This window comes from Streptomyces violaceorubidus (assembly GCF_000717995.1).
GTDB lineage: Bacteria > Actinomycetota > Actinomycetes > Streptomycetales > Streptomycetaceae > Streptomyces > Streptomyces violaceorubidus.
This window is the reverse complement of the sequence record NZ_JODM01000006.1, coordinates 94,593-118,818: the sequence shown is the minus strand read 5'-3', so window position 1 is coordinate 118,818 and position 24,226 is coordinate 94,593. Positions and strand designations below refer to the sequence as shown.

Genomic DNA, 24,226 nt, shown 5'->3' with positions numbered 1-24,226 from the left:
CCCGTACGGGCTCCGGCCCCGTCCGCGAGGGAGGGGGCCGGAGCCCGTACACGGGGGCCGAACCGGTCAGCGGGCGCCCAGGAGGTGGTCCATGGCGAGCTGGTCGAGGTGCTCGAAGGCCATGCCGCGCGCGGCGGCCGCGTCCACGTCGAAGGTGTCGTAGGCGCTCCGGTCGGCCAGCAGGGCGGCGAGCCCGTCCTCGGCGGTCGGGCGGGCCAGCTCGTCCAGACGGGCCGCGGCCAGCGCCTCCTGGACCTGCGGATCGGCACGGAAGGCCGCGGCCCGGTCCTTGAGGATCAGGTAGTTGCGCATGCAGCCGGCCGCCGACGCCCACACGCCGTCGAAGTCCTCGGTCCGCGGCGGCTTGAAGTCGAAGTGCCGGGGACCCGCGTAGCCGGCCCGCTCCAGCAGGTCGACGAGCCAGAAGGCGGACCGCAGATCGCCCGCGCCGAACCGCAGGTCCTGGTCGTACTTGATGCCCGACTGGCCGTTGAGGTCGATGTGGAAGAGCTTGCCCGCCCACAGCGCCTGGGCGATCCCGTGGGGGAAGTTCAGACCGGCCATCTGCTCGTGGCCGACCTCCGGGTTCACACCGTACAGCTCCGGGCGCTCGAGGCGCTCGATGAAGGCCAGGGCGTGTCCCACCGTCGGGAGCAGGATGTCACCACGCGGCTCGTTCGGCTTGGGCTCGATCGCGAACTTGAGGTCGTAGCCCTGCTCGGTGACGTACTCGCCCAGCAGGTCGAACGCCTCCTTCATCCGGTCCAGGGCGTCCCGCACGTCCTTGGCCGCACCGGACTCCGCGCCCTCACGGCCGCCCCAGGCCACGTAGACGCTCGCGCCCAGCTCGACCGCGAGGTCGATGTTGCGGATCGTCTTGCGCAGCGCGTAGCGGCGCACGTCGCGGTCGTTGGCCGTGAAGGCGCCGTCCTTGAACACCGGGTGGGTGAACAGGTTCGTCGTCGCCATCGGCACCTTCATGCCGGTCGCGTCCAGCGCCTGCCGGAACCGCTTGATGTGCGACTCCCGCTCGGTGTCGCTCGACCCGAACGGGATCAGGTCGTCGTCGTGGAACGTGACGCCGTACGCGCCCAGCTCCGACAGACGCCGCACGGACTCCGCCGGGTCCAGGGCGGCCCGGGTGGCGTCGCCGAACGGGTCACGGCCCTGCCAGCCGACCGTCCACAAACCGAACGTGAACCTGTCCTCGGGAGTGGGCTGGTAGTTCATTCCGCGGCTCCTCACGTGCTGCCGATCAATCGCTGCCGACTATTTCGTCATGGCGCTTTACAAATTAGTATGCACACACGGTTCTGGGAAGGGACAAGGTGTCCCCGAAGGAGTGAAGGCCGGGTCGCAGCACCCGCGGAAGAGGGAGAAACCCGATGTCAGCAGCCGAGGGTCCGCTCGTCGTCGGCGTGGACACGTCCACCCAGTCCACCAAGGCACTGGTCGTCGACACGGCCACCGGCCGGGTCGTCGCGAGCGGTCAGGCGCCCCACACCGTCTCCTCCGGGACCGGCCGTGAGAGCGATCCCCGCCAGTGGTGGGACGCGCTGGGCGAGGCCCTGGCCCAGTGCGGCGACGCCGCCCGCGAGGCTGCCGCGGTCTCCATCGGCGGGCAGCAGCACGGTCTGGTCACGCTGGACGCGCAGGGCGAGCCGGTACGCCCCGCCCTCCTGTGGAACGACGTGCGTTCGGCTCCGCAGGCCCGCCGCCTGATCGACGAGCTGGGCGGGCCCAAGGCCTGGGCGGAGCGCACCGGGAGTGTCCCCAGCGCCTCCTTCACGGTCACCAAGTGGGCTTGGCTCGCCGAGCAGGAGCCGGACGCGGCCCGCGCGGTGAAGGCCGTACGGCTCCCCCACGACTACCTCACCGAGCGTCTCACCGGCGAGGGCACCACCGATCGCGGCGACGCGTCCGGCACCGGCTGGTGGGCGTCGGGCATCGAGGCGTACGACGAGGGCATCCTCGCGCGCGTGGGGCTCGATCCGGCGTTGCTGCCCCGGGTGGTCCGGCCCGGCGAGGTGGCCGGCACGGTACGCGACGGTCACGGCCTGCCGTTCTCGAAGGGCACCCTGGTCGCCGCCGGCACCGGCGACAACGCGGCCGCCGCGCTCGGCCTCGGGCTGCGCCCCGGCGTCCCGGTGATGAGCCTCGGCACGTCGGGCACGGTGTACGCCGTGTCGCAGCACCGGCCCGCCGACCCGACCGGCACGGTGGCGGGCTTCGCCGACGCGCGCGGCGACTGGCTGCCGCTGGCCTGCACCCTGAACTGCACGCTCGCCGTCGACCGGGTCGCGTCCCTGCTGGGCCTCGACCGGGAAGCCGTCGAGCCGGGCACCGAGGCCACGCTCCTGCCCTTCCTGGACGGCGAGCGCACGCCGAACCTCCCGCACTCCTCCGGCCTCCTGTACGGGCTGCGGCACGACACGACCGCGGGCCAGCTGCTCCAGGCCGCGTACGACGGTGCCGTCCACTCGCTGCTCGGCGCGCTCGACCTCGTCCTGGACGCCGACGCGGACCCGTCCGCGCCACTGCTGCTGATCGGCGGCGGCGCCCGGGGTGCGGCCTGGCAGCAGACGGTGCGGCGCCTGTCGGGACGCCCGGTCCAGATCCCGGAGGCCAAGGAGCTGGTGGCGCTCGGCGCCGCGGCACAGGCGGCCGGCCTGCTGACCGGCGAGGACGCGGCCGCCGTCGCCCGGCGCTGGAACACGGCCGCCGGACCGGTACTGGACGCCGTGGAACGGGACCAGGAGACGCTGAACAGGATCACCGGGGTACTCTCCGACGCGGCACCGCTGCTGGAACGGGACGCGGCTTCCAACTGAGGACGCGCTCGCGCGGGCGAGGCCACCGGCGGACGCTCCGCGAACGGTTGCGGGGCGCGCCCCGGCGCCACGGAACCGCTACGCGGCGGAGGCACTCCGCCCGGCGTGTCCCCGCGTCGGACGGCACACGCGTGCACCCCGGTCCGGTCGCCGGCCGGTGACCGGACCGAGAGACGACAGAACAAGGACTGACGGAGGCATGACCGCACCGCCGCACGAAGCCCACCCGGCCCGTCCCGGGCGCGCGCTGCCGGACACCCAGCAGGGAATGCGCCGCCGCAATCTCGCGCGGGTGATGCACACCGTCAGCGCCGAGGGCCCGCTGTCCCGGGCCGCGGTCGCCTCACGGATCGGGCTGACGCGTGCGGCGGTGTCGACCCTCGTGGACGAACTCGTCCGCTCGGGCCTGCTGGAGGAGCTGGGGCCCGAGCGCCCCGGCCGCGTCGGCCGGCCCGGGTCCGCGCTCGCCGTCAGCGCGCAGGGCCCGGCCGGCATCGGGGCGGAGGTCGGCGTCGACCATCTCGCGGTCTGCGCGGTCGACCTGTGCGGCCGGGTACGCGCGCGTGCGGTGCGGTACGGCAGCAATCGAGGCCGTTCTCCGGAGCCGGTGCTCGCACAGCTCACCGGCCTGGTGCGGCAGGTCGTGTCGGAAGCGGAGGCGGAGGGACTGTGGCCGGCCGGACTCGCGGTGGCCGTGCCGGGTCTCGTGGCCCGGGACGGCCGGACCGTGGTACGCGCCCCGAACCTGGACTGGCGCGACGCGGACCTCGGGGCGCTGCTGCCCGCGGACCTGCCGCCGACGGTGGACAACGAGGCCAATTTCGGCGCGCTCGCCGAACTCTGGCTCGGCGACGGCACTCCGCGGGACTTCCTGCACGTCTCGGCGGAGATCGGCATCGGTGCGGCCGTGGTGTTCGACGGCCGGCTGCTGCGCGGTACCCGCGGGTTCGCCGGTGAGCTGGGGCATGTGCCGGTCCATCCCGACGGCCCCGAGTGCGCCTGCGGCGGGCGGGGGTGCCTGGAGCAGTACGCCGGTGAGGAGGCAGTACTGCGCGCGGCGGGCGTGGAGCCCGGCGAAGACCGGGTCGGACTGCTCTCCGGACGTGCCGCGGAGGGCGACGAGGACGTACGGCGTGCCCTGCGCGAGGCGGGCACGGCTCTCGGCATCGCCCTGACCGGGGCGGTGAACCTTTTGGACCCCGAGGGCGTGGTGCTGGGCGGTGCCCTGGCCGGTCTCGCACCCTGGCTGCTGCCGTCGCTGCGTGACGAGCTGGCCCGGCGCACGGCCGGCCCCGCCTGCCCGGTCGCGGTCTCGGAGCTTGGTCCGCAGGGACCACTGCTCGGCGCCGCGCACTTCGTGGTGCGGGCTGTCCTGGACGACCCGGGCGCGGTGGCGGAGCGGGCCTGAGCTGCCCGGCAGAGGTGCGTCGGCGACCTGACCCGCCAGTTCCGTTCACTCGATCGAGTGAGCGCTGTGTCCACAAGGCGGTGGCTGTCCACGGAACGGCGCGGCGCTCTACTGCGCAACCCCCGGCCCCCGTACGGTGATTCACGCGGACGCACCTCGCCCCCGGGGCGGGCGGACGTCCGCGTCGTCGTTCTGCTCCGCGGTTCACGTCGGGCCGTCATGTCGGTCCGTATGTCGCTCCGTCATGTCGGTCCGGCACGTCGGTCCGGCACGTCGGTCCGGCATGTCGGACGGCCGAGCAGTCACCCCCCACCGGGCCCAGGGCCCCCTCCGACGAAAGGGCAATCCCATGAAAAAGGGCAATCCCGCGGAAAGGGATAGGACAGCACCCGCTCCGACCAGGCGGCGGCTCCTCAAGGGCGCCGCGCTGGCCACCGTCCCGTACACCTTGCTCTCCGGCACGCGGGCCACCGCACGGGCCCGTGCCGTCGACTATCCCGCCGCGGAGTGGCTGCCGGCGAACACGTCCAACTACAGCCGGTCGAGCCGCCCCACCACCTACCCCGTCGACTACGTGATCGTCCACGTCACGCAGGAGACTTATGCCGACACCCTGTCCATCTTCCGCGACCCCGAGAAGCAGGTGTCCGCGCACTACGTCGTCCGGTCCTCCGACGGGCACGTCGCGCAGTGTGTCCGGGAGGCGGACATCGCGTGGCACGCGGGGAACTGGGACTACAACACCCGCAGCATCGGGATCGAACACGAGGGATGGGTGGACCGGCCCGAGTACTTCACCGACGCGCTGTACGAGCAGTCGGCCCGGCTCACCGCGGCGATCTGCACCACCTACGGGATTCCCATGGACCGCACGCACATCATCGCGCATCACGAGGTGCCCGGCAGCGATCACACGGACCCGGGACCCTTCTGGGACTGGACCCGCTACATCAGACTGGTCAACTTCGTCTGACCCCTCGCCTGTCCCCCGTCCGGCACTCGTCCGGCACTCGTCCAGTCCTCGTCCGGCCTCGCCACCGGTCCATTCGGAACACCACATTCGGGTGTCCGGCTGGTCGAAGAGGTTGTCCGCGCGTATCAGCGGAGTCACGATGTCCCACACCGCAACACCGTCCGGGGAGGCCGAGTTGACTGATTCATGGCTGGCTCTGGAACCGGGTGCCGACCCCGCCGAGCGCGCGCGGACACTGCGCCGGGCCCATGAGACCTTCACCGAGGCGGGGACGGTGCCGCGGCCCGTGCGCGCCGTGGTGGCGGAGTCGTGGCGACGGTCGGTCCGGGCGGGTGTCGGCCCGGACGGCAGCGCGAGCGTGGAGCTGATGGACGGCGATCTCGGCGCGTACCGGGCGGAACACCCGCTGTCGCGGGTGATGCCGCTGGTCCGGGAGCTGCTGGGAACGTTCGCCTCCGACGGTGAACATCTGCTCGCGGTGTGCGACGCGCACGGCAGGCTGCTGTGGGTCGAGGGACATCCGGTCACCCGACGCCGGGCCGGACGGATGAACTTCGTGCCCGGGGCCCGCTGGTCGGAGTCCGCCGTCGGGACGAACGCGCCGGGCACGGCGGTGGCCGTCGGCCGTCCGGTGCAGGTCTTCGCGGCCGAGCACTTCATACGGCAGGTCCAGCCCTGGACCTGCGCCGCCGCTCCGGTGCACGATCCCCGCACCGGGCGGGTGCTCGGCGCCGTGGACATCACGGGCGGGGACGGTCTGGCACATCCGCACAGCCTGGGTTTCGTACAGGCCGTGGCGCGTGCCGCGGAGTCGCAGCTGGCGCTGCTCGCCCCTGAGCGGCCTGGGCTCGACGCGGCCGAGCTGACCGCCCTGGGCCGTGACGAGGCACTGCTGAGCGCGGACGGTCGCAGGGTCCGGCTGAGCCGGCGGCACAGCGAGATCGTCGTGCTGCTGGCCCACCACCCCGAGGGTCTGACGGGCGACGAGTTGCTCTGCGCACTGTACGAGGACGAGACGGTGCCGCCGGTGACGCTCCGGGCGGAACTGGCGCGCCTGCGCGGCATCCTGGGGCCCGGCCGGCTGGCCTCCCGGCCGTACCGGCTCACGATGCCCGTGGACTCCGACGCGGGCGTCGTCGAACGTCGGCTGCGGGCCGGGGCGGTGACGGCGGCGGCGACGAGGTACGCGGGTCCGCTGCTGCCCGGCTCCCAGGCCCCGGCGGTCGTTCGGCTCAGGCGCCGGCTCGCCGACGGTCTGCGGGCAGCGCTGATCACCTGCGGCGATCCCGATCTGCTGGCCGACTGGGCCCACGCTCCGTGGGGAGAGGACGATCTCGACGTGTGGCGCGCCCTCGCCGCGGTCCGGCCCACGGCGGCGACACGCTCCCGCCTCGTGGCGTTGGAGTCCGAGCTGACGGCGCCGAACGCGGGTTGAGTGCCCGGCGGTGAGCGGCCCTGTGGGAGACCGTTCACCGGCGGACGGCACACGCAACCTCTCTGCAACGTCCCGCTTCCTAGCCTCACGCGCAGAGCTGTCCAACGGCGGGCAGCGCTCGATGAGGGAGGCACAGAGGATGACCCGTTACGCGGCACCCGGCACCGAGGGCGCGATCGTCTCCTATCAGTCGCGCTACGACCACTTCATCGGCGGTGAGTACGTACCGCCGGCGCGCGGGCAGTACTTCGAGAACCCGTCCCCGGTGAACGGTCTGCCGTTCACCGAGATCGCGTGCGGCACGGCGGACGACGTGGAGCTGGCGCTCGATGCCGCGCACGAGGCCGCGCCGGGCTGGGGCCGTACCTCGGTGACCGAGCGTTCCGGCATCCTGTTGAAGATCGCCGACCGCATGGAGGCGAACCTGGAGCGCCTGGCGGTCGCCGAGAGCTGGGAGAACGGCAAGCCGGTGCGTGAGACGCTGGCGGCCGACATCCCGCTCGCCATCGACCACTTCCGCTACTTCGCGGGCGCGGTCCGCGCCCAGGAGGGCTCGCTGGGCGAAGTCGACGACGACACCGTGGCGTACCACTTCCACGAGCCGCTGGGAGTCGTCGCGCAGATCATCCCGTGGAACTTCCCGATCCTGATGGCGGCCTGGAAGCTCGCCCCTGCCCTGGCCGCCGGAAACGCGGTGGTCCTGAAGCCCGCGGAGCAGACCCCGGCCTCGATCCACTACTGGCTGAGCCTGGTGGCGGACCTGCTGCCGCCCGGTGTCCTGAACGTCGTCAACGGTTTCGGCGTGGAGGCGGGCAAACCCCTGGCGTCGAGCCCTCGGGTGGCGAAGGTGGCGTTCACCGGCGAGACCACCACGGGGCGGCTGATCATGCAGTACGCCTCGGAGAACATCAAACCGGTCACGCTGGAGCTGGGCGGCAAGTCGCCGAACATCTTCTTCGACGACGTCTGGGCGCGGGACGACGACTTCCGCGACAAGGCACTCGAGGGTTTCACCATGTTCGCGCTCAACCAGGGCGAGGTCTGCACCTGTCCGTCCCGGGCGCTCGTCCAGCGCGGCAGCTACGCCGAGTTCATGGAGGCCGCCGTCGCCCGCACTGAGCTGATCAAGCCGGGCCACCCCCTCGACACCGACACGATGATCGGCGCGCAGGCCTCCAACGACCAGTTGGAGAAGATCCTCTCCTACCTGGACATCGGCCGCCAGGAGGGTGCCAAGGTACTCACCGGCGGTGAGCGGATCCAGCACGACGGCGAGTTGAAGGGCGGCTACTACGTCCAGCCGACGATCTTCGAGGGCCACAACCGCATGCGGATCTTCCAGGAGGAGATCTTCGGCCCGGTCGTGTCGGTGACGTCCTTCGACGACTTCGACGACGCGATCAAGACCGCCAACGACACCCTGTACGGCCTCGGCGCCGGTGTGTGGACCCGCGACATGAACACCGCCTACCGCGCCGGCCGCGCGATCCAAGCCGGACGCGTGTGGACGAACTGCTACCACGCGTACCCGGCGCATGCCGCCTTCGGCGGCTACAAGCAGTCGGGCATCGGCCGGGAGAACCACAAGATGATGCTGGAGCACTACCAGCAGACGAAGAACCTGCTGGTGTCGTACTCCCCGAAGAAGCTGGGCTTCTTCTAGACGCCAGACACCAGAGGCGAGACGCGGGAGCGGGGCGCGTGCTGGGGCGGCTGCCCCAGCACGCGCCCCTGCCGACAGTTTTCTCTTCTTTCGGTTCTCCCTGACGGATGCCACTCTCGGGTGAGGAGCGGCAGGCCCGCCGCCGCGGGAATCATCGCCTGCTTGACCCTCGACCTGGTCAAGGGATCAGAGTCCGGGACGTGGAGAGCGAAATGCGCAGCATCGGGGAGATGGCCCGCGACAGCGGCCTGGGTGTGAGTGCCCTGCGGTTCTACGACCGTGCCGGTCTACTGATCCCCGCCCGGGTCGATCCGGGCACTGGCTACCGCTGGTACGCCGCCGAGCAGCTCGACGAGGCCAGACTGCTGGTCCGGCTGCGGCGGGCCGCCATGCCCTTGGCGGACATCCGGCTGGTGCTGGCCGGCTGGTCCGGCGCGGACACGGACCTGGTGCGAAGGCTTCTCGAAGCACATCTGCGCCGTCTCGAACAGGGACTGACCGAGGCCCGCAGCGAGTTCTCCACGCTCCGAGCGCTACTCGATCACCGGGAGAATCCCATGACCGCCTCGCCGCCCACCCGCACCGTCCGCCTGTCCCTTCCCGCCTCCGCACTGGCGCCCGCGCTCGACGCGGTCCGGTTCGCCGTCGGCGAGGACCCTGAGCTGCCGATGCTCGGCGGGGTCCTGTTCGACGTCGAGGGCGACGTGCTCCACGTCGTGGCCACCGACCGGTACCGGTTGGCCGTCGCGCGCACGGACGCCGTCGGACACGCGGGTTCGCGCGAACACGTCGTCGTGCCGGCGCCGCTCGTCGACGCGATGCGCGCGCTGCTGGCCGACGGCGGGGCCGCCCACTTCGCCGTGGAAGGTGACCGGGTGACGCTGGAGGCTGGTGAGCGCGAGGCGTCGGGGCGGTGCCTGGCCCACGAATTCCCCGACTACCGCCGTCTCGTGCAACTGCCGCCCGGGCGACGGTTCGTCGTCGACGTGCCCGCGTTCCGGCAGGCGCTGGAGGCCGGTCCCGTCCGGGTGGCCGAGGAGCGCGAGCCCGGCCGGCCCGCTCGTGACGTCAGCGTGCTGACGACGGTCGACGACGGCAGGGTGATCGTCTGCGGGGACGACGAGGGAAACGGGGACGGAAACCGGGCCGGCGACAGGGCCCGCGACGGAGGCTGCGACAGTAACCGGATCGGTGTCGGCCGGGGGTTCCTGCTGGACGCGCTGGACGCCGCGGGCCGGGACCGGCTCGTGCTGGAGTTCGGCGCCTCCCCCACGGCGCCGCTGGCGATCCGGCGTACGGACGACGAGGGGACGTTCTCGCTGCTGATGCCGGTTCGCCTGGACGACTGACGGGCCCGGCGGACCTCCCCGCGGCCCTTCCTCCCCGCTCGGACGCCTGCGCCCACGGCGTTGTCAGTGGGCTCGCCTACAGTCGTCAGCACGTGATCACTGCGGTGCGGGGAGGCACTGATGGGGTGGGTGACGGCCGGGGACTACGAGGTTGCCCTGGACGAGGGGAAGGTGGTCTGCCGCAACGCCGCCGGACGGCGGTTGAAGTCGGTGCCTGCCAAGCTGGCGGACGATCCCGCGGTGGTCGGGCTGAGGCAGCTCGTCGAGTGGCTCGATCGGCACGAACGCCAGTGTCTGACCGACGTGGAGCGGTGGATGGTGCGGTCGCTGCCCGTGCCGCTCGCCGTGCTCACCCGGGTGTGGTCCGACCCGGCCTGGCGGTCCGCCCTGCGTGACCTCGTGGTCACCGGTGCCGACGGCGAGGTCGCGGGCTTCCTGCGGGACGCCGACCCCGAGCGCGGCCTCGGCCTCGTCGACCTCGACGGTGACACGGTGCGCATCGCTCCCGACCTCGTTCGTCTCCCGCATCCCGTGCTCCTCGAAGACCTCGAGGAGCTGCGGGAGTTCGCCGTCGAGCTCGGTGTCGAGCAGCGGGCTCAGCAGCTCTTCCGCGAGGTGTGGCACCGCCCCGCCGCGTTCGACGCCGAGGCCACCTCCGTCGAGGAGTTCGCGGGCGGCGCCTTCAAGGAGCTCCGTTTCCTGCACGGCCGGGTCACCCAGCTCGGACACCGGGTACGCGGCGGCTACGCGGTCTGCTCCGTCTGGGAGGACGGCGAGGGCGTGGAGGCCCGCGTCTGGGTCGGCGACTACGACGGCTACGAGGAGACGGAGACCGGCCCCCTCATGTGGACCGACGCCGCCGGGCGGGTGCTGAAGCTGGGCCGGATCGGGCCGGTGGCCTGGTCGGAGGGGATGCGCATGGCTGCCGCACTGTACGCCGGTCGCGACATCGAGGACGAGGAGCGGGCCGCGTGAGCGCCATGAACACCTCCACCGCCCGCGGCGTCACCGACGCTCGCGTGGCCGCGGGCACCGCCGACGCCACGGCCTCCGCGCTGCTCGAAGCGGGTGCGCTGCTGCCGCCCGGCAGCACCACCCGGGAGGACGCCGACACCCTCACCGTCCGTACGTACACCCATGCCGCGCTGGGCGAGCGCAGCGTCGTCCGGCTGGTGCCGGGCACCCTCGGAGAGGCCGAGGATCTCGCCCTGGACTTCCTCGGACTGGTGCGGGACGCGGAGACCCCCGAGGTCGGGCAGGTCAGGCGGGAAACCCTCGGATTCCCGGCCTGGGCCCTGGTCAACGACCCGGCCAACGGGCACCATGCACTGGCCCTGGTCAAGGACGTGGAGCGGCTCGCCCGTCAGGCCAAGTCCCGTCCGGGCACCGCCAAGGAGGGCTTCGAGAAGCTCGGCGACCGGCTCGGCCGCGCCGTGCCGCCCTTCCTGCCGACCTTCTACGAGCAGGCCGCACGGATCTTCCTCCAGTGCGACAACACCACCTACGCCGCCGCCTTCTTCGGCAGGGCCCGTGCGGCGGAGCGGGTGCACGCGCTCCCCGTCGACGAGCAGCGGCAGCGTGCCGTGTTCCTGGAGTTCGCGTTCGCCGGGGCGCTCACCGTCAAGGCGCTGAAGCAGCATGTGAAGGACCTCGCCGCCCGGTTGGACGCCACCGAGGCGTGGGCCCAGTTCCGGCAGCTGACCGTGGAGCGCTGCGCGGCCGGTGTGCCGCCGTACGCGTCGCTGCCGCAGGACGCGCGCGGGCTGATCAAGGCGGCCGGTCTGCCCAGGGTGCAGGCGGAGTGCGACCTCGTCGCCGACCTGGTCGCCTCGCCCGCCGCCGTCCGGGCTCCCGCCTCCTTCTGGACCGCCTACCGGGCGACCCTGAGCGTCCTCGCCGAACAGCGACCCGCCGTTCGGGAACGGCTTCTCGAGATCATGCCGGCCGGGCTGGACCACGACGTAAAGAGTGACGAGTTCTGGCTGGACCTGCTGACCGAGTGCGGTGCCGACCGGCTGCTGACCGGCGAGGACGGCGGGACGACCCGCGAGACGCCCGGTGAGGCGACTGGCGAGACGACTGGCGAGCACTGCGAGACGGTCGGCGAGGACGGCCGTCCGGCCGGCGGGATCGACGTGGTGGTCGAGGCCGTGGGCGGTGTCGACGCTGCGGCCTGGCTGAGCCGTTGGGCCGCCCACCGCAAGCACGGCGCCACGGTGTGCGACAGCTCCCCCGCCACGCTCGCCCTCGTCGCACGGATGGCCTCCCGTCTGCGCGCCGACGGACGGCCCGTCGACCTGTTCACCGGCCGTCGGCACGTGGGCGTCGACATTTCGCTGCTCGACCTGTGCGCGGCGGAGGACGTCCCCCTCGCCCTGCCCGCTCCCGACGCCGAGGTGCACCTCGGACTGGACCGCTGGGTGCGCGACACCCGGCCCGAACGGCGTGATCTGGCCGCCGTGGCCGCGGACCCGCGACTGCGTCCCCTGCTGCTGCGGGCGGTCGGTGCCGCTGGGCGCGAGCGGCAGTCGGGTCGGGTACTGGACCACCTCGCCGACCACCCCGTGCTCGGCGGGGTGGTGCGCGAGTGGCTGCACGGCGCCGTGGGTGAGCTCGCCGGGGCGGTCGGCCTGCCCGGGGCCCGCGAGTCGCTGGACCGGCTGAGCCCCTTCCGGTCAGTGGCTTCCCGGGTCAGTCCCGAGGCACTCGCCCGCGCCGCCGGGTACGAGGTGGCTCCGCTGCTCGGGCGTACCCTGCGGGCCGGCATCCTGGACGAACTGGGCTGGCCCGCCCTCGACGAGGCCCTGCGCCTCCTCGACACCGAGGTCCGGACCCGCGCGGGAAGCGGGCCCGGGACGCGCGGGGACCGGGACACCACGCTGATCGTGAACGAGGCGTGGCCCTGTCTGATCCTGAGCCGAGGGCACAAGGCGGTCGTCGTGGGCCCGGACCGGATGCTCCTCGAACACGACCTGCGGCTGTCGGCCGATCTGGACCGCTGGCAGCGACCGCAGTTCCGCTACACCGACGGGGAACTGCTCGTGGTGTGGTGGCAGGACGGCAAGCAGCGCGGCTACTGGTCCAGCCGCCCGTCCGAGGTCCTCACCCTCACCGGCGAGCAGATCTCCCACTGGTGGCGCAACGACGACGTCGCCCCCTCCCTCCCGTTGCCCGGCGGCGGCCGGGCCACCGGCGGGCGCACCCTGCACGCCGGCGACACCGTCCTGCCCGCGAGCAGGCCCGTCATCGGCGATGGCACGTCGTACTGGCGGCAGGGCAGGCAGGGGCGGCGGCAGGTGTGGCTGGAGTACGACCCGGCGACGGGCTCGCACAGCCGTGCTTCCCTGCCCGACTTCCTCCGCTCCGGCATCAGTGACGACGCCACACTCCTGCAGGACCGGTGCGAGGTGCTGCCCCTGCAACCGGGTCTGGAGCAGAGCCCGTTCGGCACCGACGGCGCCGTACTGGGACGCTGGGTGCGCGCCGAGGACACGGCGGGAGAGGCGCAGATCACGGCAGGCACACCCGACGGCCGGAGGGTCACGCTGCGGACCTCCCGGCGCGGCGAACGCGTCATCCCGCTCGGTGCGCTGCGGCTGCCCGGGGGCGCCGCACCCGTCGTGGCCCGCGCCCGACGCCGGATCGCCCTGTACGCGCCGGACGACGGCGGCGACCGGGGCGTGCTCGGCCGCGTGACGCCGAACGAGCGGGGCGGGGAATTCGCCGCGGGCACACCGTTCGTCCCGCCGGTCTCCTTTTGGCACGCGCTGCGGCCCCGGGACGAGCGTGGGTCGGCCGTCCTGCGTGCCTTCACCGACGAGGAGGCGGCCGACCTGGTGCGCGCCGCGGCAGGAGCGTTGGCCGAGCGCCGGGCCCTGGTGAGCGCCGCGAAGGCCGCGGACGAAGCGGCCGGTGACCCCGATGCGGACACCGGGGCATCCCGCGCGTCGGCCACCGGTGCGAACGGGCCCGCGGTGCCCTCCGCCGACGAGGTGGTACGGCGGACCGTGGCCCGGGCGCTTCCCGGACTCACCGACAAGCGGCTGCTCACCGGTGTGACGTCTCTGGTCCGCACCACGGTCCAGATCGCCGAGGCCGTCACCCGCTTCGTCACCCCGCCCGAGGAGCAGCCGAAGCCGGAGCGTAAGCGGACCGAGGGGATGTTCGCGGACTACCGGCCCCAGTACGGCGACGACCGCACCCTGCGCGCGGCCACCGACGGCCTGGCTCGGCTGTGGGGGTCATGGGGCGGCGAGAGCCAGTGGACCGCGCTCCGGCAGATCCGCGCCGTGAACCACGTGCTCTCGGGCAGGCCCGCCGACGGTACTCGCCTGTCCGACCGCACCCGTCGGTCGGCGCTCGGTGAGGGGTGGCTCAGCGACGAGCACACCGTCCCCCGCATCGGACTGATCTGGCCCGATCTGCTGGGCGTGCTGCGTCCCCTGGCCTACCGGGCCACCGCACCGACCCTGCCGGCGGCCGAACGGGAGGCTCTGCTGCTCCTGTTCGGGGCACTCGCCGAAGGGCCGCTCGCCGCTCCGGGGGAGTGCCTTCGACAGATCGTCCTGGGCGAGCCGTACGACAAGCACCGCCAGCGGGAGCGTGCCGGGCAGGTAATGCGCCGGGACGGCCGGACCGTGGTCGTCCTCGGCTGCCAGAACGTCGACATGGCCCGGGACCGTGTCAACTGGCTCGCTGTCGACCACGATCCGGAAGGCGTCTTCGGAGCAGTCGCCCACTTCACGCTGGAGAAGGAGACCCGGCACGTTCCGGCGCTCCCTGTCGACGCGCTCGCCTCGGTCGCCCGGCTGACCCGGGAGAAGGGTGCCGCGCCCTGGCAGCCCGAGGCGCCCGCCGCCCTCGCCTCGGCCACCCACGGAGGCGTCGGACCGCTCCAGGCCGCGGTGCTCCTCGCCGGGCAGCCGGAGAGCCTCGACGCCGGCGCGCTCGCCACGGCCGGGCTCAAGCCCCGTCAACTGGGCACGGGCAACCGCATGCTGAACTCGCTCACGGCCGCGGACCGCGCGGCGCTCATCGGTGCCCTGCTGCCCGACGATCCCGCCGAGCTGTGGACGGCGGGGCCGGACACGGACGCCTTGGGCCGGGCCTGGGCCGAGCGCCTGGGTGGCCTGGTCCGCGTGCCCGAGGACCTGGCCACCGCGCTCGACGGCCTGCCCATCGGGGCCGCCGAGGCCGTGCTCAACCCGGCGCGCACGCCCTGGCTCAGCCGCACCACGGTCCAACGGCCGGACGAGAACGGCCGGCTGCTCGCGGAGGATCCCGCCGCGGTGCCCGGCCGACACACGCTGACCGCCGCCGTCGACGCCCTCGGTTCGCTCGCCTACGCCCTCCCCCACGGCCACCCCCTCCGGGCGTCCCTGCCGCAGGGCCTGGCCGCACTGCGCCAACGCCTGGCCGACCCGGGCCTGCTGCTCGACCTGGATGTGGGGTGGACGGAGAAGGGCGGCACCACCGCCGCCGAACTCCGCAAGGCGTACGGACTGCCCGCCGCCGGCGGCGCCGACCAGGACGGCACGACGCGGATCGGTGAGGCCCTCGCCCTGCGTCCCTGGCCCGGCGACAGGGAGACCGTACTGGTGCGGCCGGCTGGTCTCACCGGCCCGGACGACGCGGTGTTCGGGCTGCTCGAAGGACTGGTGGGTGCCGCGCGCGGCAGGGGGGTGCGAGCCCTGCGCACCCTCCTGGGAGACGAACTCGCGCGCGCTCTCGACGCCGGTCTGGACCCCGAAGGACCCGCCGGGCCCGCCCAGGACCCCCTGGTCAGTGTTCCGGCGCTCGTCACCGAGGTGGCGGCGGCCCACGGCCTGGGCGAGGACGCGGCGGCGCTCTACCTCCAACTCCTCGCCCTGCCCGACCCCACCGACCGCAACTGCGCCCGCTGGACCGGCTGGAGGCCCGCACGGTTGAAGGCGGCCCGCGCCGAGCTCGCCGCCACGGATCTGGTCGTCGAGGCCAAGCGACCGCGGGCCGGCCGTTCCCTCTTCCTGCCCTGTGGCTGGCGCGGCCTCAAGTCCCCGGCGCTGCCGGTGGAGACGTGGAAGGAGGGCCTCTACCCGGTCGGCGAAGGGTTCCGGTCCGTTCCGCTGGTCCCGGTGCCGGAGTTGTTCACTCGCGCCTGGGAGCGGGTGTGCGCCCAGGACGCGCCCGCCTACGAGGAACTGACCACCCGCGCCACCCGCGGGGGGCGTCGCCGATGACCCTGCGCGAAGTCCCAGTGACCGCTGCCCGACCCCACCGGAAGATCCGTCGATGACCACCATCCTCTCCCCCGCCACCGCCCGCCAGATCGTGCCGCCCGAGGACCGGTACGCCTCCGAACTGGCCTTCCTCGCCGCCTACGACGACGGTCCCCGCCCGCCCGCCTGGCGGCTCACACCCCGCGCCGTGGTCACCTTCGTGATGGGCAGCGACGACCGTGCCCTGCGGCTGCCCGAGGGGGCCGAGGCACCGGAGGGCGTACCTCGCCGGCTGGTGGTGGAGGGCAAGTTCGTCGGCGACCGGGCGCTGGTCGAGCGGTGCGTCGTCACGCTGGCCGGGGAGCGCGGACTGCTGCTCGTCGGCGAGCCCGGCACCGCCAAGTCCCTGCTGTCCGAACTGCTGTCGGCGGCCGTGTGCGGCACCAGCGGCCTGGTGGTGCAGGGCACGGCGGGTACGACCGAGGACCAGCTCAAGTACGGCTGGAACTACGCCCTGCTGCTCGCCCAGGGTCCCAGCCGCGCCGCGCTCGTGCCCTCCCCGGTCCTGACGGCGATGACCCGGGGCGGCATCGCCCGCGTCGAGGAGGTGACCCGCTGTCTGCCGGAGGTGCAGGACGCCCTGGTCTCCCTGCTCTCCGAGCGGCGCATCGCCGTCCCCGAACTCTCGGGCACCGAGGACGCGCTGGCGCATGCCGCCCCCGGCTTCAACCTCATCGCCACCGCCAACCTGCGCGACAAGGGGGTGTCCGAGATGTCCGCCGCCCTCAAGCGCCGCTTCAATTTCGAGACCGTCGGTCCCATCCCGGACCTGGACGCCGAGACGGCCCTGGTCCGCAGCCAGGCACGGGCCTCGGTCGAACGGGCCGGCGCACCGTTCAGGGTCGACGAGGCGGTTTTGGAAGCACTGGTCGTCGCCTTCCGCGACCTGCGCGAGGGCCGGTCGGCGGAGGGCTGGGAGGTGGAGCGCCCCTCCACGGTCATGAGCACCGCGGAGGCCGTGTCGGTCGCGGGGGCGCTGGGGTTGGCCGCGGCGTACTTCCCCGGGGACCGCGATGTGCTGGGCCTGCTGCCGGGGCATCTCCTCGGGGTGGTCCGCAAGGACGACCCGGCCGACGCGGCGCGGCTGCGCGGGTACTGGGACGGTCCGGTCCGGCGGCGCGCCGAGCAGGGTTCCGCCACCTGGCGCACCCTGTGGGACCTGCGCACGGTCCTGGAGGGCTGACCTCCGTGTCCCCCTCCCCGTCCTCCCCCGACGCCGTCTCCCCCTCGCCCTTTCCCTCCCCGTCCTTTCCCTCCCCGCCCTTTCCCTCCCCGCCCTCGCTCCTGTCCGCGGAGGAGGCGGTAGCGGCGCTCACCGGTCCCGGGGTGCCCTTCCTCATCGGCGTACGGCATCACGCGCCGTCCCTGGCAGCGGCCGTGCCCGCGCTCCTCGACCGGGCCGCTCCGGAGGTCCTGCTGGTCGAGCTGCCCGCCGAGATGCAGGACTGGCTTCCCTGGCTGGGCCACGAGGAGACACGGGCGCCGGTCGCGCTGGCCGCGGCCAGCCGGGAGGTGGGGGCGGGGACTGCCTTCTATCCGTTCGCCGACTTCTCCCCGGAGCTGGCCGCCGTGCGCTGGGCCGCCCGGCGGGGCGTTCCGGTCATCGCCTGCGACCTGCCGTTGGCCGACCGGGCGTGGCGGGAGGGGAGGCGCCCGGGAGCACCCACCGCGCCCAGCGCGTCCACCCCACCCCCACCACCCACACCACCCACACCACCCAGCTCACCCACCGCACCCACGTCCGTCGCGGAACCTGCCGCGCCGGAGCCGGACCGTTCGGGTTCTTCGGGCCGTTCGGACCGTGCCGGGCTCGGCGCGGCTCTGCGGGCGCGGCTCACCGGGCGTCCCGGCGAGGATCTGTGGGACCGCCTCGTCGAGGCTGCGGCTCCGGGGTCCGGGCCGGAGTCGTTGCGCCGCGCCGCGCTCCTGACCGGCTGGGCGCTGCGCGAGGAGGCCCTCGCCTCCGGCGGCGTAACCCACCTGGATCTGCGGCGTGAGGCGTGGATGCGCTCCGGCCTGGCCGCCGCCACCGCGGACGGTTCGCGGGCGGCCCTGGTCGTCGGCGCGTTCCACGCTCCGGCGCTGGTCTCCCCGGTCACCGCGGACGGCCCCGGGCGGGATGGCCCCGGCGAGCCCGCCGGCCCCGACGACCGGCCCGCCTGGACCACCTCCCTCATCCCGTACACGTACGCCCTCCTGGACGAGCGGTCCGGCTACCCGGCGGGTATCCGGGACCCGGAGTGGCAGCATCTGGTGGTGCGGGCGGCCGGTGATCCGGGCGCGCTGGAGGAGGCGCTGACGCAGACGGCCGTACGGGTGTGTGCGGCGCTGCGCGGGCTCGGGCACCCGTCGGGGCCCGCCGACGCGCGCGAGATCGTGCGGTTGGCCTCGGACCTGGCACGGCTGCGCGGGCTGCCGGCGGCAGGCCGGGGAGAGTTGGTCGAGGCGGTGCAGACCGTACTCGCGCAGGGTGAGCCGTACGGCCGGGGACGGGCCGTCGCCCGGGCGATGGAACAGGTCCTCGTCGGCACCCGCAGCGGCCACCCCGCTCCGGGCGCGCCGCGCAGCGGCCTCGCTCCCGCGGTCGAGGACGAGCTGACCGCTCTGGGGCTGCCCGGCCCGGGCTCGGCCACGAGCACGCGGGAGCTGCGGCTCGACCCCCTGCGGTCCGACCTCGACCGCGCACGCGACCTGTTGCTCCGCCGCCTGACGGTGTGCGGCGTGCCGTACGCCGAGGCGCGGGACGCCGTCGGCGCGGGCGGTGCCGAGACGTTGACGACACGGTGGGAGGCGCGCTGGACTCCGGCCACCGAGGCGATGCTGTCCGCGGTCGGCGTGCACGGTGTCACGCCCGCGCAGGCCGCAGAGGGGGTACTGCGCGAGCGGTGGCGGGCGGAGCGGGACGAGGGCGGTCCCACCGCCGCACAGACCCTGGACGGACTCCGGCAGGCGGCCGAGTGCGGTCTGCCGGACCTGGCGGACGCACGGCTCGCGGAGACCGCCGACGTCCTGCCGGGTGCCGCCACCCTGCCCGAACTCCTCAGCGGGCTGGGCCTCCTGGACCGGTTGCGGGCGGGGCACGTCCCGGGGCTGGGTGCCGACGCGGACCGTGCCCTCCGGGCCACTGCCGTGGCCGAGCTCCTCACCGCCGCGGCGGTGCGCCAGGTGGACGGGCTCAGCGGTGCCGAGGACCCGGCGGACGCGCACGCCCTGCTGGAGCTAGCCCATCGCGCGGACGTGCTCGGCGGCGTCCGGCTGACCGACGCGCTGGCCCGGTTGGCCCACGAGGGCTCGCCCCTGATGCGCGGCGCCGCCGGAGCCGTCCGGGTGCTCCTCGGACACGAGGATCCCGACGTACTCGGCGAACGCGTCGCCTCCTGGGTCGACGCGGCCGGCGACCGCGCTTCCCGCTCCGCGCTCACCGCCCGGCTCACGGGGCTGCTGACGGCCGCGGGTCCGCTGCTGGAGTCGGCGGCCCCGGCGCTCGATCCGCTCCTCGACCGGGTGTCGGAGCTGGGCGACCGGGAGTTCCTGGACCGGTTGCCGGCCCTGCGGGGCGGTTTCGACACACTCAGCCCGGCCGCCCGCGACCGTCTCCTGTCCGTCGTCGAGGAGCGTCTGGACGCCGACCGGCCGGGCGAAACGGGCGGGGTGGATCCCGCCGCGCTCGCGCTGTGGACCCGCGCGGACCTCATGGCGCGGGCCACCCTCGGCGGGCTCCGGCTGCTGCCTCCGGCCCTCCCCGCGCGGCCGCCCCGCCATCCCGTCGAGGCCCAGCAGCCCCACATCCCCCACCACGAGCTCAGCAAGACCGGTGAGCCCAGCAGGACCAGGACCACGGGCCCCAGCGAGGCCGTTGGACCCAGCGAGGCCGGTGAGCCACATGCACCCGGCGAAGCCGGCCGGGACGACAGGCCCGACGGCACGGCCAAGCCCGCCGTCGGCCCCTTCCTCATGGCCGAGGATGACCATCTGACCCCGTCCGACCGCTGGCGACTCCTGCTGGGGCGCCGTACCGAGCGACTGTCTCCGGCGGCGACCGCGCCGGCCACCGCGTTGGACGAGCTGTACGGCAGCGGTCGGGGCGAGGGCAGCCGGGGTGACCTGACCGGGCCGGGCAGGTCCGGATTCGGCGGCGGCCGGGAGCCCTCGTATCCGAGTGCGCGTGAGTGGTCGGAGGATCTGGCGGCGCTGTTCGGACCAGGCATCCGCGAGGAGGTCCTGGCGGCGGCGGCCGCGTCGGGCCGCCCGGACGTCCTGGCCGAACTCGACGCGGAGAGCGTGCGGCCCTCCGTCGACCTGCTGCGCACCGTGCTGCGGCATGCGGGGGGCCTGCCCGAGGCACGGTTGGCCGCGCTCCGGCCGCTCGTGCGGCGACTGGTCGAGGCACTCACCCGGGAGTTGGCCACCCGGTTGCGCCCCGCGCTGCACGGCGGCGTCGTGCCGCGTCCCAGCCGCCGGCCGGGCGGTGGTCTCGATCTGCCCCGCACGCTGCGGGCCAACCTCGCCTCGGCGTACCGCGGTCCGGACGGCGGCGTCCGGGTCGTCCCGGAGCACCCCGTCTTCCGCACCCGGGCCAGGAGGTCCGCCGACTGGCGGCTGATCCTGGTGACGGACGTGTCGGGTTCCATGGAGGCGTCCACGGTCTGGGCGGCCCTCACCGCATCGGTGCTGGCGGGCGTGCCCACGTTGTCCACACACTTCCTGGCCTTCTCCACCCAGGTCATGGACCTCACCGACCACGTCGACGATCCGCTGTCCCTGCTGCTGGAGGTCAGCGTGGGCGGCGGCACCCACATCGCCGCGGGACTGCGGCACGCCCGCGAGCTCGTCACCGTGCCGTCCCGCACCCTCGTGGTCGTCGTCAGCGACTTCGAGGAGGGCTATCCGCTGGGCGGGCTGCTCGCCGAAGTCCGCGCACTGGTCGGGGCCGGTTGCCACCTGCTGGGCTGCGCGAGCCTGGACGACGCGGGCCGCCCGCGTTATGCCATCGGGGTGGCGGCGCAGCTCGTCGCCGCGGGCATGCCGGTCGCCGCGCTCAGTCCACTCGAACTCGCCCGCTGGGTAGGGGAGAAGATCGCATGAGCCCGCACCTTCCGCCGGTCAGTCCCTCGGTGACCGCCCAGCTCGTCGCGGCGCTCACACCCAGGCTGCGCAAACGGCTGGACGCGGGGGTCGCCAAGGTCGCGGGGCGGCCCGTGGTCCGGGACGGCGACATCGTACGCATCGCGGTCGACGACGACACCGACCTCGAACTGCACGCGCCCGGCGGAGTCGTGACGAGTGCCGGGGCGATCCGCTGCGGGTGCCTGCTCGCACCCGACTGCCTGCACCGGGCCGCCGCGGCATCGGCGGCCCCGGTCGCCGAGCCCGCGGACCCGGCGGTCGGTGAGCCGCAGCCCACGGAACCGCAGCGGGAATCGCCCCAGGTATCGACATCGGTATCGGCCTCGGCCGTACTTCCCGCTCCGGCTCCCGTCACCGCCGACGATCCCGTTCACGAATCGGCCACCCCCGCCCAGTGCACGGCCGCGGCCGCCCTGCACGAGGCTGCGGCAGCCGTGCTGGAAGCAGGCGTGGAAGGAGCCGGGGCCGTACTTCAGGCGGAGTTGCTGCGGGCGGCGCACACCGCCCGACTGGCCGGTCTCCCGCGCGCGGCGGGCCGTGCCGTCGCGGTCGTCACGGCGTTGCGCGCGGCCCGTGACCACGACCCCGCCCACCGTCTGGGCGACCTGACCGCCGCCCTGCGTGACGTCCTGGTCCTCGCACACCGGCTGCCGATGGCCACCGGGCCTGAACTCGCCGGGCTGCGCGGCACGGTACGCCGACCGTACACGCCGGACGGATCCCTGCGCCTGTACGGGCTCTTCGCCGAGCCGGTCCTCACGACGACCGGCTACGCGGGCACCGTCACCTGGACCGCCGATGCCGCGGGGCGGCTCTATACGGTCCCGGACGTGGCCCCGGGCGGCGCCGAGCGGGCCACGGGCTCGGCGGACCGTGCCGTGCGCATCGGCGACACCTCCCTGACCCCGCGTGAGCTCTCCCGCGCCGGGCTCGCGGTGTCCGGGTCGACGGTCTCCCCCACGGGCCGTCTGGGAGCGGGGGCAGGTGTGCGGGCCGTGCGCGCGCCCGGCGTCTCGTGGCACGCCGAGCCACTCGACCGTCTGTGGTCGGTGCCGGTCGCCGAGCAGATCTCCCGGGCACTGGCGGGTGACCTGGACGCACCGAAAGCGAAGGACAACGACGGGACCCACGGGACCCACCACACCGGCAACACCCAGGACACCGGCGAACGGACCGCGGGGGGAGGCCGGGACCGCCGGGACGGCGAAGGCGGTAGGGACGGCCAGGACCTGCTGTTCCTCGACGTCACGCTCATCGGCACGGTCCGCGAGGCGGCGGGCGAGTGCCTGCTCGCCGACTGCGACGGCCTGACCGTCCGGCTCGCCGCCGCGCACGACGACCCCGCATTGCCCCACCGTGAGAACCTCCGCCTCCTCGCCCTCCTCGCCTCCGGGCGGGGAGCCCGCCTGCGCGTGATAGCCCGGCTCACGCCTGCTCCGCTCCCCCGTGCCCTGCTGCTGGCGGCGAGCCGTCCCACCGATCCGGCCGCGCACGTCGACCTCGGTCTCGACCGGCTCCGCCGCGCGGACCTGCCCACGGAACGGAGGTCGGACACCCCAGCGACCCCGGCCACCCCGGCAACCCCAGTGACCCCGGCCACCCCGGGCAGCTCTGTCCCCCCGGCCACCCCGGGCAGCCCCGTCCCCCCGGACGGCCCCCGGTCCGTGCCGACCGTTCACCCCGCGACCGACGCCGACGAGGCTCCCGTGCATCTGCTGCGGCGCCGGGTCCACCAGGCCGCGTCCGGTGGCCGCCGCGTGCTCGCCTTCCCCGGAAGCAGGCACTCCGAGGCCGCCCTCCTGCGTCGGCACGGTCTCGGCACCGCCGGTGAGCTGCTCACCGCGCTGCACGCCACGGCCGCGGAACGGACGCGCGACCCCTTCGGCCGCCTGCTCCCGGCCAACATCGGGCGCTTCGCCACGGCATGGCTCGGCGCGGCCGTCTACACGGAGGAGGTCGACCGCGCCCTGTGCGCCGCCGCGTGGGGTGCGGATCCCCCCGGCCTCGCCTCCCGGTGACTCGCCGTCCCGGTGACTCGCCGTCCCGGAGATCGCCGGGGACGGGCCGCTCGGCCGGCCGCACCCTCCCGATCACCCCGCCGAGCCCGGGCCGCTCACCGTAGTATCGGATGATCTCGTGGGGGAAGGCGGGCCGACATGAGCAGGCAGCGTCCGGGTACGCCGACGCTGGAGGAGGTGGCCGCCCTCGCAGGCGTGGGCCGAGGCACCGTCTCAAGGGTGATCAACAACGCGACCGGCGTGCGGGACTCGACGCGCCGCGCCGTACAGCGGGCCATCGCCGAGCTGGGGTACGTGCCGAATCTGGCGGCCCGTTCCCTGGCGGGGCACCGTGCGGACGCCGTCGCGCTGGTGATGACGGAGCCGGACTGGCGGCTGTTCGGAGAGCCGTTCTTCACCGAGATCGTCCACGCCGTCGGCGACGCCCTCACCGACACCCCCTTGCAGCTGCTGCTCACCCTGGTCCGCACGGACACCGAACGGCGGCGCTTCGTGGAGTACGCGCGCGGCGGCCGGGTCGACGGGGTGCTGCTGATGTCCGTGCACGCCGAGGACCCGCTGCCGGACATGCTCGCCAGGACGGGGCTGCCCACCGTCATGCTGGGGCGGCGTTCCGGCGAGGAGAGCGTCACCTACGTAGACGCCGACAACGCGGGCGGTGCGCGCGGCGCGGTCGCGCATCTGCTGGACTCCGGCCGCGGCACGATCGGGGCGATCAGCGGTCCGCTCGACATGTACGTCGCCCAGTGCCGCCTGCGCGGATACCGGGAGGCCCTGGAACGGGCGGGCGTGCCGGCCGCGGATTCGCTGGTCGTCGAGGGGGGCGACTTCACGGAGGAGAGCGGGCAGCGGGCGATGGCCGAGTTGCTCGCCCGGCACCCGGACCTGGACGCGGTCTTCGCCGCCTCGGACACGCTGGCCGCCGGGGCGCTCAACGCGTTGCGCGCCGCGGGCCGACGGGTGCCGCAGGAGGTCGCCGTGATCGGTTTCGACGACTTCCACCCGGCCCGTCCCACGGACCCGCCGCTGACGACGGTCCGTCAGCCGCTGGAGGAGATCGGCCGCACGATGGTGCGGCTGCTGCGGGAGGAGATGGCGGACTCCGCCGTCGCCTGGCGGCACGTCATCCTCCGTACCGAACTGGTGCTCAGGGACTCCGCCTGAG

13 protein-coding genes are annotated in these 24,226 nt (G+C 74.0%); 12 read left to right on the top strand and 1 reads right to left on the bottom strand.

What is annotated here, in order from left to right; all coding sequences use genetic code 11:
* Positions 1–66 precede the first annotated feature (66 nt).
* Positions 67–1,230: a xylose isomerase gene (gene xylA, locus IE94_RS0111260; RefSeq protein WP_030181887.1), complete on the bottom strand. Its 1,164-nt coding sequence runs from the start codon at positions 1,228–1,230 to the stop codon at positions 67–69.
* Between the two features lie 155 nt (positions 1,231–1,385).
* Here xylA and xylB point away from each other — a divergent pair, with 155 nt between their 5' ends.
* From xylB to IE94_RS0111200, 12 genes are all read left to right on the top strand, one after another.
* Positions 1,386–2,831: a xylulokinase gene (gene xylB, locus IE94_RS0111255; RefSeq protein WP_030181885.1), complete on the top strand. Its 1,446-nt coding sequence runs from the start codon at positions 1,386–1,388 to the stop codon at positions 2,829–2,831.
* A 199-nt stretch (positions 2,832–3,030) separates the two neighbouring features.
* Complete coding sequence (locus IE94_RS0111250; protein WP_030181883.1) at positions 3,031–4,239, top strand: ROK family transcriptional regulator; 1,209 nt, start codon at positions 3,031–3,033, stop codon at positions 4,237–4,239.
* A gap of 349 nt (positions 4,240–4,588) precedes the next feature.
* Complete coding sequence (locus tag IE94_RS0111245) at positions 4,589–5,212, top strand: N-acetylmuramoyl-L-alanine amidase (protein WP_030181882.1); 624 nt, start codon at positions 4,589–4,591, stop codon at positions 5,210–5,212.
* 175 nt (positions 5,213–5,387) lie between these two features.
* Positions 5,388–6,647, top strand: a complete 1,260-nt coding sequence (locus tag IE94_RS0111240; protein WP_030181880.1) for a GAF domain-containing protein — start codon at positions 5,388–5,390, stop codon at positions 6,645–6,647.
* A gap of 139 nt (positions 6,648–6,786) precedes the next feature.
* Complete coding sequence (gene exaC / locus IE94_RS0111235; RefSeq protein WP_030181878.1) at positions 6,787–8,310, top strand: acetaldehyde dehydrogenase ExaC; 1,524 nt, start codon at positions 6,787–6,789, stop codon at positions 8,308–8,310.
* Positions 8,311–8,522: 212 nt separating this feature from the next.
* Positions 8,523–9,659, top strand: a complete 1,137-nt coding sequence (locus tag IE94_RS0111230; protein ID WP_030181876.1) for a DNA polymerase III subunit beta family protein — start codon at positions 8,523–8,525, stop codon at positions 9,657–9,659.
* 120 nt (positions 9,660–9,779) lie between these two features.
* Positions 9,780–10,634 carry a DUF4132 domain-containing protein gene (locus tag IE94_RS0111225; protein ID WP_030181873.1) on the top strand — a complete coding sequence of 285 codons (855 nt, stop codon included), beginning with the start codon at positions 9,780–9,782 and terminating at the stop codon, positions 10,632–10,634.
* Between the two features lie 5 nt (positions 10,635–10,639).
* The gene (locus IE94_RS0111220) at positions 10,640–15,877 is read left to right on the top strand and encodes a hypothetical protein (RefSeq protein ID WP_051777452.1); all 5,238 of its coding nucleotides are present in this window, start codon (positions 10,640–10,642) and stop codon (positions 15,875–15,877) included.
* Positions 15,878–15,929: 52 nt separating this feature from the next.
* Positions 15,930–17,099, top strand: a complete 1,170-nt coding sequence (locus tag IE94_RS0111215) for an ATP-binding protein (protein WP_030181868.1) — start codon at positions 15,930–15,932, stop codon at positions 17,097–17,099.
* 5 nt (positions 17,100–17,104) lie between these two features.
* On the top strand, positions 17,105–21,001 hold the full coding sequence (locus IE94_RS0111210) for a vWA domain-containing protein (RefSeq protein WP_037922339.1): 3,897 nt from the start codon (positions 17,105–17,107) through the stop codon (positions 20,999–21,001).
* Entirely contained in the window at positions 20,998–23,061 is a 2,064-nt protein-coding gene (locus IE94_RS0111205) for a hypothetical protein (RefSeq protein WP_030181866.1), read from the top strand. Before IE94_RS0111210 ends, IE94_RS0111205 begins: the two co-directional genes overlap by 4 nt.
* A 138-nt stretch (positions 23,062–23,199) precedes the next feature.
* Positions 23,200–24,225 carry a LacI family DNA-binding transcriptional regulator gene (locus IE94_RS0111200; protein WP_030181864.1) on the top strand — a complete coding sequence of 342 codons (1,026 nt, stop codon included), beginning with the start codon at positions 23,200–23,202 and terminating at the stop codon, positions 24,223–24,225.
* Position 24,226 lies beyond the last annotated feature (1 nt).